Origin of the sequence: Pseudonocardia autotrophica (assembly GCF_003945385.1) — a bacterium.
Classification (GTDB): Bacteria; Actinomycetota; Actinomycetes; order Mycobacteriales; family Pseudonocardiaceae; genus Pseudonocardia; species Pseudonocardia autotrophica.
Window position 1 is genome coordinate 227,370 of record NZ_AP018920.1, and the last position, 15,205, is coordinate 242,574.

Below are 15,205 nucleotides of genomic sequence, written 5' to 3' on the forward strand. Positions count from 1 at the left end.
AGGAGGATTCGTGTCGTTGCTCCCCGTACTCGTCACAGCGTGGGTACTGGTGTTGCTCGTGCCGGTGCTGGCGGTACGGCTCGGACCACGTACCGGCTGGGTGGCTGCCGCCGTGCTGGGCGCGCTCACCGTCGTGGTCGCCGCCGGTCCTGCCTCGTCGCCGGAACCGGTGGACGAGGTGCTCCCCTGGATCCCGGCCCTCGAGGTGATGCTGCGACTGCGGATGGACGGCCTCGGCGCACTCTTCGCACTGGTCGTGCTCGGCATCGGCGCCGTGATCATGGCGTACTCGACGTCGTACCTGACCGGGAGGGGCTCCGGCGGGTTCTACGCGCTGATGACCGCGTTCGCCGCGGCGATGCTGACCCTGGTCCTGGCCGACGACCTGGTCCTGCTGTTCGTCGCGTGGGAGATCACGACAGTCTGCTCGTACCTGCTCATCCTGCGGGTCGGCCCGAAGGGCCGCCAGCCGGCCGCCCGCACCCTGCTGATCACCGTCTTCGGCGGGCTCGCCCTGCTCGGTGCCGTGTGCACGATCGTGGTGCGGACCGGCACGACGCAGCTGTCCGTCGCGCTCGCCGACCCGGCGTGGGGAACCGATCCGGTGTTCGCCGGGGTGGTCGCGGTGCTCGTCGCGGTGGCTGCGATGACGAAGGCGGCGCAGTTCCCGTTCCACTCCTGGCTCCCGGACGCGATGGTCGCCCCGGCACCGGTGAGCGCCTACCTGCACGCGGCAGCCATGGTGAAGGCGGGCATCTACCTGCTGATGCGGTTCTCCGGAGCGGCCGCGGCCGCACCGGTGTGGCCATGGCTGCTCGTGACGGTCGGAGTCGTCACTTCCCTGCTCGGCGGAGTGTTCGCGCTGCAGCGCCATGACCTCAAGGAGCTGCTCGCCTACTCCACTGTGAGCCAACTCGGCCTACTGGTGGCGGTGATCGGCATCGGAACCCCCACGGCGCTGCTCGCCGCGAGCGCACACGTCGTGGCGCACGCCTTGTTCAAGTCGGCCGGCTTCATGACGGTCGGCCTGCTCGAACGCCGGGCGGGAACCCGGGATCTGCGTGAGCTGCGCGGCCTGTTCCGGGCGATGCCATGGACCGCGACGATGATCGTTCTCGCCGCGGCCGGCATGGCCGGGATCCCGGTCACCCTGGGCTTCGTCTCCAAGGAGTACGTGCTCGACGCCGCGCTGTCCGCCGGCACCGGACCGGGCACGCTCGCGGCCGTCGGGCTCGGTCTGGCCGCGGTGCTGACCGTCGCCTACAGCGCCCGGATGGTCGTCCCGATCATGTTCGGGTCGGCCGCCGTCCTGCGCCCCGCGGCCGGCGCCCGGGCGATGGCCGGGACGGTCACGGTGACCGCGCTCGCCGGTGCGGTGCTCGGACCGGCGGCCGGAGTGCTCGATCCGCTGCTCACCTCGTCCGCGGCGGCCTCGCTCCGGATCCCGCCCGCCGGGGTTGACGGCTTCTACGTGTGGCACGGGCTCGCCCCGGCGCTGCTCGTGTCCGTGCTCGCGGTCGCCACCGGCGTTGGGCTGGTGCTCGCACGGGCGCGGGTCGACCGGCTGCTCGACCGTCCGCTCTGGCCGTTCACCGGTGTCGCCGCGGTGCAGCGCCTGCGCGCCGGGATCATCGACCTCGGCCGCACGACCGGCCGCCCGACCGCCGGTGACGCACCCGCCCGGCACCTGCTCGTCCCGATCCTGCTGATCGCGGTCGGCGGAACCGCCGCCGTCGCGCTGCGGGCCGGTGACATCGCCGCCGCACCGGACACTTCCCGCACGACGGACGTGCTCCTGCTGCTGCTCTCGGCTGCCGGGATCGGGGCCGTGCTGATCGCCCGCGACCGGCTCACCGCGGTGCTGGCCGCGGGGGTGGTCGGCTTCTCGGTGGCCCTGTGGTTCTTCGGACTCGGTGCCGCGGACGTCGCCCTCACCCAGCTCCTGGTCGAGGTGTTGACGGTGGCCGTGATCGTGTTGATCCTGCGCCGGCTCCCCCGTGGCTTCCCCCGGGCTCGCGGCCGGGACCGTCGCGCCGTCCCACGCGTCGTGCTCGCGGTCGGCGCGGGGGTCGCCGCGACGACCGCGACGCTGTTGATGACGGGATGGCGGGCCCCGTCCGCGGCATCGGTCTGGTTCCTGGCGGAGGCGGAGGGGCAGACCGGCGGCTCCAACGTCGTCAACACGATCCTGGTCGACTTCCGGGCGCTCGACACGTTCGGCGAGCTCGTGGTGCTCGCGCTGGCCGCCCTGGTGATGACGGCGCTGCTCGACGCACGCCGCTCGCAGCCGTTGCAGGTGCCCGCCCGTCCGGCCGCCCCGGTGGTCGATCCACGGGCGAACGCGATCTTCCTGCGCACGGCGGCGAAGGTGCTCGTCCCGTTCCTGCTTCTCGCGTCGGTCTACGTGCTGCTGCGCGGGCACAACGCCCCCGGGGGCGGGTTCATCGGCGCTCTCGTCGGCGCATCGGCGCTGGTGCTGGCCTACCTCGCGGCACCGTCCGACACCACCGGCCGGGTCCGGCTGCCGTTCCTGCTGGTGGCCGGGATGGGGGCGGTCGTCGCGGCGGCGACCGGGCTGCTCGGGCTGCTCGACGGCTCGTTCCTGCGGCCGCTGCACGCCGACGTCCTCGGTGTCCACCTCTCGACCGCGCTGGTGTTCGACGTCGGGGTGTACTTGGCGGTCCTGGGAGTGGTGGTCGCCGGACTGAACCTGCTCGGGTCGCCGCCGGCCGACGAGCCGGATCCCGATCCCCCGACCGAACGGTCCGCACAGGACCACGCGTCCGAGGAGGCCTCGCGATGGTCCTCGCCCTGACGATCGGTCTCCTCGTCGCAGGAGCCGCCTACCTCATGCTCGACCGCAGCTACCTGCGTGCGGTGCTCGGCTTCCTGATGCTCGGCCACGCCGTCAACCTGCTGCTGTTCGCCTCCGGCGGGATCCAGCGCCGCGGCGAGCCCCTGGAGGGCACCGACCCGGCCGCGGCGGCCGACCCGCTGCCACAGGCGTTCGTGCTGACCGCGATCGTGATCGCGTTCGCGATCACCGTGGTCATGCTCGTGCTCGCCGTGACCGGGCGGGCCGGCGACGACACGGCCGACCGGGAACGTCCGGCCGGGCGATCGGAGCCTGTCCGATGACGACCGCTGCCCTCCTCCCGCTGCTCGTCGGGCTGCCGCTGGGTGCCGCAGGGCTCACCGCACCGGCCAGGGCCGGTGCGCCGTGGGCACGCGCGGTGCTGCTCGGGCTGCTCGGCGCGAACCTCGCCGCCGGGATCGCGCTGGTCGTCGCCACCTCCGGTGGCGCAGTGCTCGCCGAGCCGGTCGGGGCCTGGCCGGGCGGGATCGCGATCCCGTTCGTCGCGGACGCGCTGTCGTCGCTGATGCTCGCCGTGACCGGACTGCTGGCACTGGTCTGCACCGCCTTCGGGCTGATGACCGGACCGGGGGCGGCGCGGCTATTCCCGCCCCTGGTCCTGGCGCTGCTCGGTGGGGTCAACGGGGCCCTGCTGACCGCGGACCTGTTCAACCTCTTCGTCTTCATCGAGGTCATGCTCCTGCCGTCGTACGGGCTGCTGGTGCTCGCCCACCGCAGGCAGGGGACGATGCGCTCGGTCAGCGGCACCCGGCTCTACGTCGCGTTCAACCTGTTCGTCTCCACCGTCTTCCTCGCCGGTGTCGCGCTCGTCTACGGCAGTGCGGGCACGGTCAACCTCGCCGAGCTCGCCGGGGCGGCGCAGGAGTCCGGGACCGTCGCGGCGGCGGTGGGCGTCTGCCTGGCCGCGCTGTCGATGAAGGCCGCGGTCGTTCCCGTGCACGGCTGGCTCGCCCGGGCCTACCCCTCGACCTCACCGGCCGTCACGGCGCTGTTCTCCGGGCTGCACACCAAGGTCGCGATCTACGCGATCTACCGGATCTACGCGGTCGTGTTCGACGGCGAGACGCGCTGGCTCTGGATCGGTGTCCTGCTGTTCTCCGCGACGATGCTGGTCGGCGTCCTCGGCGCGGTCGGCGAGAACACGATGCGTTCGATCCTGGCCTTCCACATGGTCAGCCAGATCGGCTACATCCTGCTCGGCGTCGCCCTGTTCACCCCGCTCGGGCTGGCGGCGGGAATCTTCTACCTGCTGCATCACATGATCGTCAAAGCGTCGCTATTCCTCTCCACCGGCGCGGTCGAGGAGCGCCACGGGACCGGCGCGCTGGACGGGATCCGCGGCGTCGCCCGGCGCGACCCGCTGCTGGTCGCCGCGTTCGGGGTGGCCGCCCTGTCCCTGGCCGGGATCCCGCCGTTCTCCGGGTTCGTGGCGAAGCTGACCCTGATCCTCGCGGCGCTCGACGCCGGCCAGGTCGCCGCCGCGGTCCTCGCGATCGTGGTCAGCCTGCTCACCCTGCTGTCGATGATCAAGATCTGGAACTCGCTGGTGCGCAGGCCCGACGAGGACGGCGAACCGGCCGGCGGCGGGGGGACCGCCGTCGCGGCTCCCCCGGTGCCCCGGGTGGGGCTGCGGCTGACCCTGCCCGCGCTCACGCTGGCCGCCGTCACCCTCGGCCTCGGGCTCGGCGCCGAGCTGCTGTACGGGCTGTCCGCCACGGCGGCGGCCGGCCTGCTCGACACCAGCGGATACGTGGAGGCGGTACTCCGATGATCCGGTCCCTCGCCCGGGTGCCGTACGTGTTCGTGTTCGGCCTGTGGTTCGCCGGCCAGGTCCTGATCTGCTGCCGGGACGTGCTGGTCGACGTCCTCACCCCGGGCTCGTCCGCGACGCCGCGGGTGCTCCGGCTGCCGCTCGCCTCCGAGACCGGCTCCCGGGCCGCGGTTATGGGTGCGCTGATCACGCTGACGCCGGGGACCCTGACCCTCGGTGTCGTCGACGGCCACCACGAGCTGCTCGTCCACTCGATGTACCACGACGACGCCGAGACCGCGTTGGCGGAGCTGCGCGACATGGAGGCCCGCATGCTGCGGGCGTTCGGTCCGCTGCGGAGGGGGGTGCCGACGTGATCGGCCTCGACATCGCACTCGCCTGCTGCGGGCTGGCCGCACTGATCGCCGTGGTGCGGATCGTGCGCGGTCCGGACAGCGGCTCCCGGGTCATCGGCGCCGAGCTGCTCACCGTCACCGTGGTCGGCCTGATCGCGCTCGGTGGTGTCCGCTCGGGCAGCACGTCGACCTTCGATCTCGTGCTCGTCGCGACCATGGTCGCGTTTCTGGCCGCCGTGTCGTTCGCCCGCGCCCTGACCGGAGGTGGCCGATGAGCGGGATCCTCGCCGTCCTCGGACAGGTCGTCGCCGTCGCCGGGGGGCTCACGCTGCTGCTCGCCGCGGTCGGGCTTCTCCGCTTCGGCGACGTGTACATGCGGGCCTCCTCGGTCGCCACCGCCACCGGCGTCGGCATCAGCCTGGTGATCGTCGGGTCGGTGCTCGTGGCGCCGGGGGTCGCCGACGTCGTGAAGGCGCTGCTGGCGGTCGTCCTGCAGATCGTCACCGCCGCGGTGGGCGGGATCATGGTCGCCCGCTCGGCCGTGCTCACCGACCACCCGTTCCGACCCGATACCGACATTCCTGAGGCACGGGGCCCAGCCTCAGCCACGGAGGACCCGCCATGCTGAGACGACAACCGTCCTGGTGGTCGCACAACGGCGGGCCACTCGTCCTCCTCGCCGCGGTACTGCTCGTCGCACTGCTCGCTGCAGCGATGCGCGTGTGGATCGGCCCGGGCTCCTCGTCAGACTCCGGACTCCTCATCGGCCTCGTGGCGACGAGAGAGATCCCCGACTGTGATGTGATCAGCGAGCCAACGGGTCAGGCGCGGGCGATGAGCGGTTGCCCCTCGGACTTCTCTGCCGTGGGGTGAACGAGGGTGAACTCAACGTCGCCATGCGCGATGACAGTGCGTCGGTCTTGACCTGCCCGAGGTGCAGGTCGGCCACGCTGGTCCCGAGCCTCGGCATAAGTCGCGTCGATGTCTATGCTGCGGCGACCGCCCCCGCTCGCCGCGCACGTCCCGCGCGGAGATGGCCCGACGATCGGGTCGCCTGCCCGCTTGAGTAGGCGAGGCTCAGGTCTCTACGCGGCGGACTCCGGCAGCGGCTCCACGGCATGGATATCACTCGGGCTGGACCGAGCAACGTCACTCATCCTGGCATCGGTTGCATTCGTGGTTGCAGTCGTCGGTGCTCGCCCCCGATGGTTGGAGGTGGGGCAAACGACGATTGTGATGTGGGGCTGCGAGACGAGGCTGGCTGAACAGTAGTGTGCAGTCCTTGAAAGCGAGCGTCCGAAAGGACCGGGGGTTCGAATCCCCCCGCTTCCGCCACAGGTCAGAGGCGTGATCGGCGATCATGACCGGTCCGCGTGATCGTCGTCGACCTCGCCGCAGGCCAGCTCGAAACGCGGGAAAACCGCACCCCGGAACGCCCGAAGGTGCGGCAACGACGCTGAGCCGGTCCCGGGTGCGCCTCCGGGATCGGCCCGAGGCGGACCGGCCGACGCAGGACGACGATGCGGACATGGCCACCGAAACGCTGTACGTCGCCATCCTCCTGTTCGAGTCGACGTCATCTGCGCCGGACCACCGGCCGCTCTACCGCGAGGACATCGTCACGTTGCGGGCCCGGTCCCTGCGCAGCGCACGCGACCGCGCAGAACGACACGGCCGCGCCGCCGAGATCTCCCACATGAATCAAGCAGGGGAGGAGATCAAGGACCGCCTGCTGGAGGTTGTCGACGTAGCACCCGCCTTGGACGAGACCGATACCTCGCCCGCCGACCTGTACAGCCGTCACTTCCGGGATCTGACCTCCTACCGCAGGTTCGACCCCCTTCTCGACGGCGAAGCCCTGTGAAGGGCGGTCCTGATCGCCCCGGCCCCTGAAGGTCGCTGCGCCATCACCCCACCGTGACCCCTACCTGGTGACTGTCCGCGCGGGAAGTCCACTGGTCAGCCCGTCGGGAGGCGTGATGCAGTCGGCGACACATCGTCGGGACCGCCGTCGAGTGCCCTCGCCAGCACGGTCCGATCGGTCCCGTCCAGCGCACCGAGCGGTTTCCGCTGGGCGTTGGCGATCAGCTCCGCCCTCCTGGTCCGCAGGGCCGCACCAGGCCTCAACGGATGACGACGCACCCTGACGCCGGTCACTCGCGGCCGTCGGCCGGGAGTTCGATCACCGCTCGGAGGTCCATTTCCGGAGGCGAGGGCAGGGATCGCGCCGGACCGTCGTCGGGACGCACTGCGAAGGACTGGAGCAGGTAGGCCAGGAGGCGGCGGGAAGCGACATCCGCGATCTCCGAGGAGGTCGTCGTGATGCCGACCTGCGCGAGCATGATCAGGGGCAGATCGTGGGGCGAGAAGTCCGCGCGCAGCCGGCCCACGGCCTGGGCACGCCGGACGACCTCGGCGAAGTCCCGCTCGGCCTTGGCGCGCTCGGCGGCGTGGCCGGCGTCGGGATGCGCGCTCAGGAAGGCCTGGGTGAATCCCCGGTCCCGGATCTGGACAGCACGCACCGACTCCAGGAGGTCACAGAACCCGCGCCACGGATCGGGGTCGGCGAGCGCGGTCTCGAGCAGCAGCTCGCAGGCTTTGACCTGCTCTGCGAACACCTCGCTCACCAGGGCCTGCTTGGTCGGGAATCTCCGGAACAACGTGGCGACGCCGACACCGGCCCGTCGGGCGATCGCAGCCATCGGGACGTCGATCCCGCGTAGCGCGAACGCCGCGCGGGCCGCCTCCAGGATCCGCGTGCGGTTGAGCGCGGCGTCGGACCGCAGGCCTTCGCCGCCCCCGGACATGTGAGTCGGTTCCTGCGCCATTTCTCTCACTTCTCCAGGAGTGGAGTTCATCTTCCACTTACGACGCTACCGTCGATTTCGCAGCGCGTCGAGCAGGCGGCCTGAATCGTGGTCGGAAATGAAAGGCAGAAATTTCATGCCCAGGAAGCTGGACTTCTTCGCTCGACACTTCAACAAGGTTCACCAGAAGCTGTTCCGGGCGAGCCGGGGGCGTATCGGTGCCCGCATGATGGGAGTCGACCTCGTGGCTCTGACCACGACCGGGCGGAAGTCCGGCCGGCGGCGGACCTCGATGGTCGGGGCGCCGATCGTCGAGGACGACATGGTCGTCGTCATGGCATCGTATGCGGCCGGGCCGACCAACCCGCAGTGGTACTTCAACCTCCTCGCCGACCCGGAGGTGGAGATCCTGGTGCGGAACCGCACACGCAAGATGACCGCACGCGAAGCCGAGGGCAGCGAACTGACCGAGGTATGGGCACGCGTCGCGGCGAAGACGCCGGCACTGGACAGGTACCAGGCGAGAACCGATCGTCGGATTCCATTGATCGTCCTTACTCCGGCCTGATGTTCGCTGTGCTCGGCGAGTTCACCGGCGACATTTCCCCGGTTTTCTCCACGGCTGTGCTGTCGTGACGTCATTCTCGCGTGGACGAGGCCGTAGAACCCCGGGAAATGAACTGGGGCGCAGCGCGCGTCGCCCGAGGTCTTGATCGTCGAGAGTCCTGGCGGCGAAGGCTCGTCGTTCACGGGCCCGTGGAGCAGATCGGCGGCGCGCTGCACGAGCGCCCCGGGGTCTTCCGCTGTGAGCGCGTCGCGCCGGTCGACCACCTTGCTGTTCATCAGTCGGGTGTCGAGCACCGCAGCGCGAACGAGGTCGGGGCCCGAGCTCGCCGGCCTCGGCCCGGTGCTGCGAGGCTCACTCGTGACCGGGTGTCCCAGGACGCGCTACTCGCGCAGATCCCGGAAATATCGAGCGACGGGCCAGCGCACGAATCCGGACGCCTCGTATGCAGCGCGGGCCGGCGCATGGCCGGGGTCACCGCCGGTCTCCACCATGATCATCCGAAGTCCTGCGGCACGTATGCGTTCGAACGCCCGCTGTGTGAGGGCGCTGCCGACGCCTTGTCGTTGATGAACCGGATCGACGGCGAGGATGTAGATCTCACCCATGTCGTCCTCCGGGTGTAGCCGGGTGCAGACCCATCCCGCGGCTCGTCCGGAGATCAACGCGATGTCGACGGAGCCCGGCTCCTCGTCGAGCACCGTGGACAGATCCGCGAGCTGCCGCGTTCGCCAGCCGTCGGGATAGAAGGACTCGTAGACGAAAGCCGGCACGGCCTGTTCGGTCTGCGGGAAAACCGGCTCCCATGCCCTGATGGCGAGATCGAGGACCGCCTGACGATGGTCGGGGCGGTAAGGAGTGATCGTGACCTGCACGGTCGCACGGTAGCGAGACGATCGACGCGGCGCGTGCGAGTTCTCCGACTGCGCGCCGATCGCAACCGCGCGTGCAGTCTACCGGAGAAGGTGACGCCCGGCGGAACGGATACGGACGGGTGTCCAGGGCGATCGACACCGTGACCGGGACTCGGCCGGGTTCCACGACTGCTCCACAGAGCCGGGTTCCGGGCGGCCCCGGCCGGAACGGTTGTCCGGCGAACGTGAATCGGGGAGCTGTCGGGATCCGTTCCCGGAGGCAACGTCTGCCGCGTGCGGACGGCAACGGTTCCGACGACCGGCGTGACGAGGTCGGCCGACAGATCGAGGGCAGGAACCGGGCCCACTCGGCGCGACTGCGCGTCCGGAAACCTATGACTCAGCGCACATGTGAGTAGACGTTCAGGTGTGCGAATGTTGCGCCCGAGACGGAAAGGATCTATTGGCACATGGTGAAACGACGCGTGATGTCAGGTCCGTTCGCCCGTCCGCGAGCGCACAGCCGACGCCTTCTGGGGATCGGGGTGGTCGGACTCGTCGCGCTCGCCGGCTGCGGCGCACCCGAGGCGTCGCAGGCCGCCGCTCCCGGTGAGGCACCGGCACCCATCTCGAGTTGCGGGCGTGATGTCACGCTCGAGGCGGCGCCGACGCGGATCCTGGTCCACCGGGAGATGTCGACCCTGGTCGCGGCCGCAGGTGGAGCCGACCGGATCGTCGCGCGGGCCGGAGAGGCGGGTGTGCCGCTCGGCCCCTACGCCGACGCCCTCGCCGACGTCCCACAGCTCAACGAGACCGACATGACCGCGCCGGACCGTGAGGTCGTCCTGGGTGAGCAGGCCGATCTCGTCGTCGCGGGGCGGGTCCAGGCCGACTACCTCGACGCCCTCGAACAGGTCGGGGTTCCGGCGGTGGTCCCGCCCTGGTTCTGCAGCCAGGTCGCCCCCGGCAACGACGACGCGGCGTCGGTCGGGTTCGACGCGCTCTACGCGACGATCGAGGAGTACGGGCGGGCGTTCGGAACCGAGGATGTCGCCACCGGCACCGTCGACGAACTGCGGGAACGGGTCGCCGCCGTCGAGCAGGAGATGAGCGGAGCGCCGCCGCGCACGGTGGTGAACGCATGGCTCGGGCGCGAGACCGTCACGTCCGTCTACGGCGCGCTGTCGATCAACAACACGGTGCTGACCGCACTGGGGCTGACGAACATGTTCGAGGACATGGAGGCGCGGAACCCCACGGTGAGTTTCGAGGCGATCCTCGGCAAGGATCCGGATCTGATCGTCGTGAGCTACCTCCCGTCACACGGGTACACCGAGGAGGACGCCGTGCGGGCCTTCTCGGAGACCCCCGGAGCGGATCAGCTGGCCGCGGTCCGCAACGGCAGGGTCGTCGCCATGAACAGCGGCTACCTCGCCGGCGGGCCGTTGGCCGTGGACGGGCTGGAGATGCTCGCCCAGCGACTGGCCGCACTGGACTGATCGTGCCCGGACGGTGAACGGCCGCATACCGGGCGAACCGGACGAGGCAGCGGACGATCTCGAGCACGGCAGGCACCGGCGGCACACCCTGCTCTGGGTCGGCGGGCTCGGGATCGCGCTGATCATGACGCTGCCGTTGGCGATCGCGCTGGGACCGGTGCGGGTACCACCCGGGACGGTCGTCGACGTGGTGACCCACCACCTGCTCGGCACACCCCGGACGCCGTACTGGACGGGTGCGGTGGACAGCATCGTGTGGCAGGTACGCGTTCCCCGAGTGCTGCTCGGCGCGATCGTCGGCGCCGGGCTGGCGCTGACGGGCGCAGCGCTCCAGGCGATGGTGCGCAACGTCCTCGCCGACCCCTACATCCTCGGGGTGACCGCGGGCGCATCGACGGGGGCGGCGGCGTACATCCTGTTCGGGTTCGGCGTCGGGGCGGTGTTCGGCATCGGCTCGCTGACCCTCAGCGCTTTCATCGGGGCCGTGGCGGCGACCTGGGCACTCTTCCTGCTGGCACGGGTCGGGGGCCAGATCACGTCGGTCCGGCTGCTCCTGGCCGGGGTCTCCATCGGGTACGTCCTCTCCGCTGCGACCTCGTTCCTCATCTTCGCCTCGTCGGCCGCCGAGGGCGCCCGCGACGTGCTGTTCTGGCTGCTCGGCTCGCTCGGCCTCGCCTCGTGGGAGGCGACGCTGCCCGCCGCGATCGTCGTGGGATCGGTGCTGTTCCTGCTCATCCTGTGGGGGCGCCGGTTCGACGCGCTGGCGATCGGCGACGACACCGCCCGGGCGCTCGGCGTCTCACCGGTCCGGTTCCGCGTCCAGGCGCTGGTGGTCGTGTCGCTCTGTGTCGGCGGCGTGGTCGCGGTGGCCGGCGGGATCGGTTTCGTCGGCCTCGTCATCCCGCACGTCGCGCGGCTGTGCGTCGGCAGCGCCCACCGGCGCCTCTATCCGGTCGCGGCCCTGATCGGAGCGAGCTTCCTGGTCTGGGCCGATGTGGCGGCCCGGACCGTGCTCGCGCCGCGGGAGCTGCCGTTGGGGATCGTCACCGCGGCCGTCGGGGCGCCGCTGCTCTTCGTCCTCGTCCGACGGTTCCATCCCCTTTCGAGGTAGCCGCCATGCTCTCCGCTCTCGACCTGGCGTTCGACTACGACGGCACCCCGGTGCTGCACGGAGTCCGGCTCACCGCCCACCACGGACGGACGGTGGGGCTCATCGGGCCCAACGGCAGCGGTAAGACGACGTTGCTCCGGGCCCTCTACGGAGCACTCGCCCCCCGGGCGGGCCTGGTCACCCTCGACGACAGTCCGCTCGACGGGATCAGGGCCGCGGAGCGCGCGAGACGACTCGCCGTGGTCACCCAGGAGCACGACCCGGACACCCCGCTGACCGTGGCCGACATGGTCATCCTCGGGCGGTCCCCACATCGGTCGATGTTCGCCGGATACCGGGCCGAGGACTATCGGGCCGCTGCGGCCGCCCTGACCCGGGTCGGTGCCCGTGACCTCGCGGATCGGGTGTTCAGCTCGTTGTCGGGCGGGGAGAAGCAGCGGGTGCTGATCGCCCGGACCCTGGCGCAGGAGGCCGACCATCTCCTGCTCGACGAGCCGACGAACCACCTCGACATCCGGTACCAGCACAGCATCCTGAGCCTCGTCCGGCGGCTCGACGTCACCACGGTGATCGTCATGCACGATCTCAACCTCGCAGCCCGGTACTGCGACAGTCTGGTCCTGCTCGACGACGGACGGGTCGTGAGCAGCGGACCGACCGCTGCGGTTCTCGAACCGTCGATCCTCGAACCGGTGTACGGGGTGTCGGTGCGACGTATCGAGGACGACGACTGCGTGCAGTTGATCTTCGCCCCGGCCGCTGATGCCGAGCTACCGCCCGCTCCACCGTGAGGACGTCCGCTCAGGTCCGCGACTCCGGCCCCGGCCCGGCGTCGAGCTGCACGACCACGGCGGCGACCCGGGCCGGCTCGGCGATGATCTCGAAGCTGCTGATGAGGCCGTCGGTGATGGTGAATCTCAGCACGAGGGTGACCGTTCCGTCGCGGACCACGGCGGCGCCGGGCCGGCCGTCGACGGTGGCGGGCTCCGCGGCGCGGGCTGGACCGGAGAGGCTGCGAGCCTCGTCGACGATCGAACGCGCCCCACGCACGGCGGTGGGCCGGCCGGGCGCGAGCAGGGCCGGGTCGACGTGCCGGACGGCGTCCGGGGCGAGGACGTCGAGCAGGGCCGCCATGTCGCCGCGGCGGACGGCGCCGAGGAACTGCTCGATGATCCGACGTCGCCCGTCGAGATCACCGGGGTTCGCCGCACCGAGACGCGCGCGGTGGCGGGCCCTGGCGGCCAGCTTCTTCGTGGCCTCGGTCGATCGGTCCAGGACGGGCGCGATGTCGCTGAACGGGACGGCGAAGACGTCGTGCAGGACGAACGCGACCCGCTCGGCCGGCGACAGGCTGTCGAGCACCACCATCAGGGCGTGACCGACGGAGTCGGCGAGCACCGCATCCGATGCGGGGTCGTCCGGCGACGCGTGCTCCGGAGTGTCCTCGCCGAGGAGGGTCTCCCGGCGGGCACGAAGACGGTCCAGGCAGATCCTGGAGGTCACGGTCGTCAGCCAGCCGCCGAGACTGTCGACGCCGGCGATGCCGTTGCGGTGCAGCCGTAGCCAGGTGTCCTGGACGGCGTCGTCGGCGTCCGACCCGGACCCGAGCAGGCGGCGGGCCACGGCGCGCAGGCGCGGGCGGTGCTGCTCGAACCGGGCCGCCAGCTCGTCGTCGTCCACGTGTCCCCTCCCGATCCTCGTTGCCGTCATAGGGGATGACGGTCCGCGCAGCAGGCGCGGGACACCGCTCACCCGAAGGGTGCCCGAGGGCACCGTGTGCGAGGAGTAGGCGACGTGGACGTACGGATGGTTCAGTTCTCGGTCGACCCGGGCGACGTGGCCGCGGTGGAGCAGTCGCTCGAGCGGATGTGTGCCGCGATCGAGACGCAGGGTCCGGCCGGGACGCGCTTCGCCGCCTGCAAGCTCGCCGACGGGGTGAGCTTCCTCAACATCCTCCAGCTCGACGACGGCATGCCGAACCCGCTGCCGAGCATCGAGGCCTGCCGCGACTTCCAGCAGCAGCTGCCGGGCTGGGAGCTCGGAGATCAGGTTCCGGCCGCCGAGCCGGTCGCCGTCATCGGCTCCCACGGGTTGTTCTGACCTGCCGGGCTGCTCGGGATCCTGGTCCACCGACCGTCGCGGGGGCACCCTGAACCGAGGTCCGGGGGAACCCGGGTCCCCCCCGGCGGGTGGGCCGCATACCGTCGGAATCATGGACGCACCCGAACGGCCCGACGGATCGGTCGCACCACGGGACCTGCGGGTCTCCCACTCCGACCGCGCACACATCTCCGCGCTGCTGGACCGGCACCACGTCGACGGCAGGCTCGACGGGGCGGAGCTCGCCGAGCGCCTGGTCCTGGTCACGGCCGCGGTCACCCGCGCCGACCTGAACCGGGTGGTCGCCGACCTGCCGGGAGCGGCCGAGGCCGTTCCGGTCCGCGAGGTGCTGGAGCTGACCAACACGGCAGGGGAACTGCGGCGGTCGGGGGAGTGGCTGGTGCCGCCGCGTGTCGTCGTGCGGTCGTACTTCGGCAACGCCCGGCTGGACATGCGGCGGGCCCGGTTCGTCACCGGGGACGTGGTGATCGAGTCGGAACTGACCGTCGGCAACCTGGACATCAGGCTCCCGCCGGGTGCGACCGTCGACCTCACCGGGGCGCGGACCCAGTTCGGGTCGGTCCGGGACAAGCTGGGCGCGACGGACCGGCCGGGGGCGCCGCACGTGGTCGTCGTCGGCGGGACGTGGTTCGGGAACATCACGGTCCGCTGAGCGCAGCCGGCTCCCGGGCATCCGCGGCCGGGACCGACGCACCAGCACCCGGGTCACCGGACCCGGGCGGTACCTGTCCGCATTCGGCGGGAGCCTCACCGCATGGACGACGACGACATCCTGCTGCCGGTCGGTGCCGTGCCGAGCGCGGGCAGCATCCTGAACCCGTTCCTGATCGTGGACGACGCCCCGGGGTTGATCGACTTCGTGGCCGGCGTCTTCGGCGTCGCCGAGATCGAGGAGGCGCGGACCCCCCGGCCGGACGGGCGGCTCATCCACTCCGAGGTGCGGATGGGCCACGTCGCGCTGATGGTGGCCGATCGGATGGACGGGTGGCCGTCCCGGCCCGGGCTGCTGCAGGTCTGGGTGCGCGACGTCGCCGCCGTGCTGGAGCGCGGGGTGACGCGCGGAGCGTCCGTGGTCACCGAGCCGCACCCGTTCTGGGGGGAGACGACGCTGGGCCGGATGCTCGATCCCTGGCAGAACCTGTGGTGGCTGTGGGCGCCTGCGCCGGGACAGGCCGATCCCGGATACCCGGTCGACGAGGGCGCCGATCCGGTGTTCGCCACGGTCGACCGGGCACTGCGGGCGATGGGCGACGGCTGAGTAGCCCGT

General features: G+C 71.2%; 17 protein-coding genes. 14 read left to right on the forward strand and 3 right to left on the reverse strand.

Features of this window, described 5'->3' with window-relative positions; genetic code table 11:
- The first annotated feature begins 10 nt into the window (after nt 1-10).
- The 7 genes from mbhE to Pdca_RS01095 all read left to right on the forward strand — a co-directional run bounded on the left by mbhE (nt 11) and on the right by Pdca_RS01095 (nt 6,845).
- Nucleotides 11-2,815 (forward strand): hydrogen gas-evolving membrane-bound hydrogenase subunit E, encoded by a 2,805-nt coding sequence (gene mbhE / locus Pdca_RS01065; RefSeq protein WP_197719887.1) that lies wholly within the window; start codon nt 11-13, stop codon nt 2,813-2,815.
- Complete coding sequence (locus Pdca_RS01070) at nt 2,800-3,138, forward strand: sodium:proton antiporter (RefSeq protein WP_085911952.1); 339 nt, start codon at nt 2,800-2,802, stop codon at nt 3,136-3,138. Before mbhE ends, Pdca_RS01070 begins: the two co-directional genes overlap by 16 nt.
- Nucleotides 3,135-4,646, forward strand: coding sequence for a monovalent cation/H+ antiporter subunit D family protein (locus tag Pdca_RS01075; RefSeq protein ID WP_085911951.1), 1,512 nt, complete (start codon nt 3,135-3,137; stop codon nt 4,644-4,646). Before Pdca_RS01070 ends, Pdca_RS01075 begins: the two co-directional genes overlap by 4 nt.
- The gene (locus tag Pdca_RS01080; protein ID WP_085911950.1) at nt 4,643-5,002 is read left to right on the forward strand and encodes a Na+/H+ antiporter subunit E; all 360 of its coding nucleotides are present in this window, start codon (nt 4,643-4,645) and stop codon (nt 5,000-5,002) included. The genes Pdca_RS01075 and Pdca_RS01080 overlap by 4 nt, the downstream gene beginning before the upstream one ends.
- Complete coding sequence (locus Pdca_RS01085) at nt 4,999-5,256, forward strand: MrpF/PhaF family protein (RefSeq protein ID WP_085911949.1); 258 nt, start codon at nt 4,999-5,001, stop codon at nt 5,254-5,256. Before Pdca_RS01080 ends, Pdca_RS01085 begins: the two co-directional genes overlap by 4 nt.
- Complete coding sequence (locus Pdca_RS01090; RefSeq protein WP_085911948.1) at nt 5,253-5,609, forward strand: cation:proton antiporter; 357 nt, start codon at nt 5,253-5,255, stop codon at nt 5,607-5,609. Before Pdca_RS01085 ends, Pdca_RS01090 begins: the two co-directional genes overlap by 4 nt.
- A 900-nt stretch (nt 5,610-6,509) precedes the next feature.
- The gene (locus Pdca_RS01095; RefSeq protein WP_158092102.1) at nt 6,510-6,845 is read left to right on the forward strand and encodes a DUF4288 domain-containing protein; all 336 of its coding nucleotides are present in this window, start codon (nt 6,510-6,512) and stop codon (nt 6,843-6,845) included.
- A 289-nt stretch (nt 6,846-7,134) separates the two neighbouring features.
- On the opposite strand, the gene Pdca_RS01100 is transcribed toward Pdca_RS01095, so the two are convergent.
- Entirely contained in the window at nt 7,135-7,788 is a 654-nt protein-coding gene (locus Pdca_RS01100) for a TetR/AcrR family transcriptional regulator (protein WP_197719888.1), read from the reverse strand.
- A 40-nt stretch (nt 7,789-7,828) separates the two neighbouring features.
- On the opposite strand from Pdca_RS01100, the gene Pdca_RS01105 reads away from it, so the two are divergent.
- The gene (locus Pdca_RS01105; protein WP_125911192.1) at nt 7,829-8,356 is read left to right on the forward strand and encodes a nitroreductase family deazaflavin-dependent oxidoreductase; all 528 of its coding nucleotides are present in this window, start codon (nt 7,829-7,831) and stop codon (nt 8,354-8,356) included.
- A gap of 380 nt (nt 8,357-8,736) precedes the next feature.
- On the opposite strand, the gene Pdca_RS01110 is transcribed toward Pdca_RS01105, so the two are convergent.
- Nucleotides 8,737-9,228 carry a GNAT family N-acetyltransferase gene (locus Pdca_RS01110; protein ID WP_085911943.1) on the reverse strand — a complete coding sequence of 164 codons (492 nt, stop codon included), beginning with the start codon at nt 9,226-9,228 and terminating at the stop codon, nt 8,737-8,739.
- Nucleotides 9,229-9,752: 524 nt separating this feature from the next.
- On the opposite strand from Pdca_RS01110, the gene Pdca_RS01115 reads away from it, so the two are divergent.
- The 3 genes from Pdca_RS01115 to Pdca_RS01125 are packed head-to-tail and all read left to right on the forward strand — an operon-like array spanning nt 9,753 to nt 12,608.
- A complete protein-coding gene (locus Pdca_RS01115; RefSeq protein WP_158092101.1) occupies nt 9,753-10,706 on the forward strand; it encodes an ABC transporter substrate-binding protein in 954 nt (317 codons plus the stop codon).
- A gap of 13 nt (nt 10,707-10,719) precedes the next feature.
- Nucleotides 10,720-11,817 (forward strand): FecCD family ABC transporter permease, encoded by a 1,098-nt coding sequence (locus Pdca_RS01120; RefSeq protein WP_307724031.1) that lies wholly within the window; start codon nt 10,720-10,722, stop codon nt 11,815-11,817.
- A gap of 5 nt (nt 11,818-11,822) precedes the next feature.
- The gene (locus tag Pdca_RS01125) at nt 11,823-12,608 is read left to right on the forward strand and encodes an ABC transporter ATP-binding protein (RefSeq protein ID WP_085911941.1); all 786 of its coding nucleotides are present in this window, start codon (nt 11,823-11,825) and stop codon (nt 12,606-12,608) included.
- A 10-nt stretch (nt 12,609-12,618) separates the two neighbouring features.
- On the opposite strand, the gene Pdca_RS01130 is transcribed toward Pdca_RS01125, so the two are convergent.
- Nucleotides 12,619-13,497, reverse strand: coding sequence for a sigma-70 family RNA polymerase sigma factor (locus Pdca_RS01130; RefSeq protein ID WP_232021356.1), 879 nt, complete (start codon nt 13,495-13,497; stop codon nt 12,619-12,621).
- Nucleotides 13,498-13,611: 114 nt separating this feature from the next.
- Between Pdca_RS01130 and Pdca_RS01135 the strand changes: the two genes are divergently transcribed.
- From Pdca_RS01135 to Pdca_RS01145, 3 genes are all read left to right on the forward strand, one after another.
- Nucleotides 13,612-13,917 carry a hypothetical protein gene (locus tag Pdca_RS01135; RefSeq protein WP_085911939.1) on the forward strand — a complete coding sequence of 102 codons (306 nt, stop codon included), beginning with the start codon at nt 13,612-13,614 and terminating at the stop codon, nt 13,915-13,917.
- 112 nt (nt 13,918-14,029) lie between these two features.
- Nucleotides 14,030-14,590 carry a DUF1707 SHOCT-like domain-containing protein gene (locus Pdca_RS01140; RefSeq protein ID WP_085911938.1) on the forward strand — a complete coding sequence of 187 codons (561 nt, stop codon included), beginning with the start codon at nt 14,030-14,032 and terminating at the stop codon, nt 14,588-14,590.
- A 102-nt stretch (nt 14,591-14,692) separates the two neighbouring features.
- Nucleotides 14,693-15,196: a VOC family protein gene (locus tag Pdca_RS01145; RefSeq protein ID WP_085911937.1), complete on the forward strand. Its 504-nt coding sequence runs from the start codon at nt 14,693-14,695 to the stop codon at nt 15,194-15,196.
- Nucleotides 15,197-15,205 lie beyond the last annotated feature (9 nt).

Bases quoted from the DNA above. Each gene is read 5' to 3' on its own strand.
- Pdca_RS01070 (WP_085911952.1), top strand. From the start codon at position 2,800: ATGGTCCTCGCCCTGACGATCGGTCTCCTCGTCGCAGGAGCCGCCTAC.
- Pdca_RS01090 (WP_085911948.1), top strand. From the start codon at position 5,253: ATGAGCGGGATCCTCGCCGTCCTCGGACAGGTCGTCGCCGTCGCCGGG.
- Pdca_RS01100 (WP_197719888.1), bottom strand. From the start codon at position 7,788: ATGTCCGGGGGCGGCGAAGGCCTGCGGTCCGACGCCGCGCTCAACCGC.
- Pdca_RS01125 (WP_085911941.1), top strand. From the start codon at position 11,823: ATGCTCTCCGCTCTCGACCTGGCGTTCGACTACGACGGCACCCCGGTG.
- Pdca_RS01080 (WP_085911950.1), top strand. From the start codon at position 4,643: ATGATCCGGTCCCTCGCCCGGGTGCCGTACGTGTTCGTGTTCGGCCTG.
- Pdca_RS01095 (WP_158092102.1), top strand. From the start codon at position 6,510: ATGGCCACCGAAACGCTGTACGTCGCCATCCTCCTGTTCGAGTCGACG.
- Pdca_RS01145 (WP_085911937.1), top strand. From the start codon at position 14,693: ATGGACGACGACGACATCCTGCTGCCGGTCGGTGCCGTGCCGAGCGCG.
- Pdca_RS01140 (WP_085911938.1), top strand. From the start codon at position 14,030: ATGGACGCACCCGAACGGCCCGACGGATCGGTCGCACCACGGGACCTG.
- Pdca_RS01075 (WP_085911951.1), top strand. From the start codon at position 3,135: ATGACGACCGCTGCCCTCCTCCCGCTGCTCGTCGGGCTGCCGCTGGGT.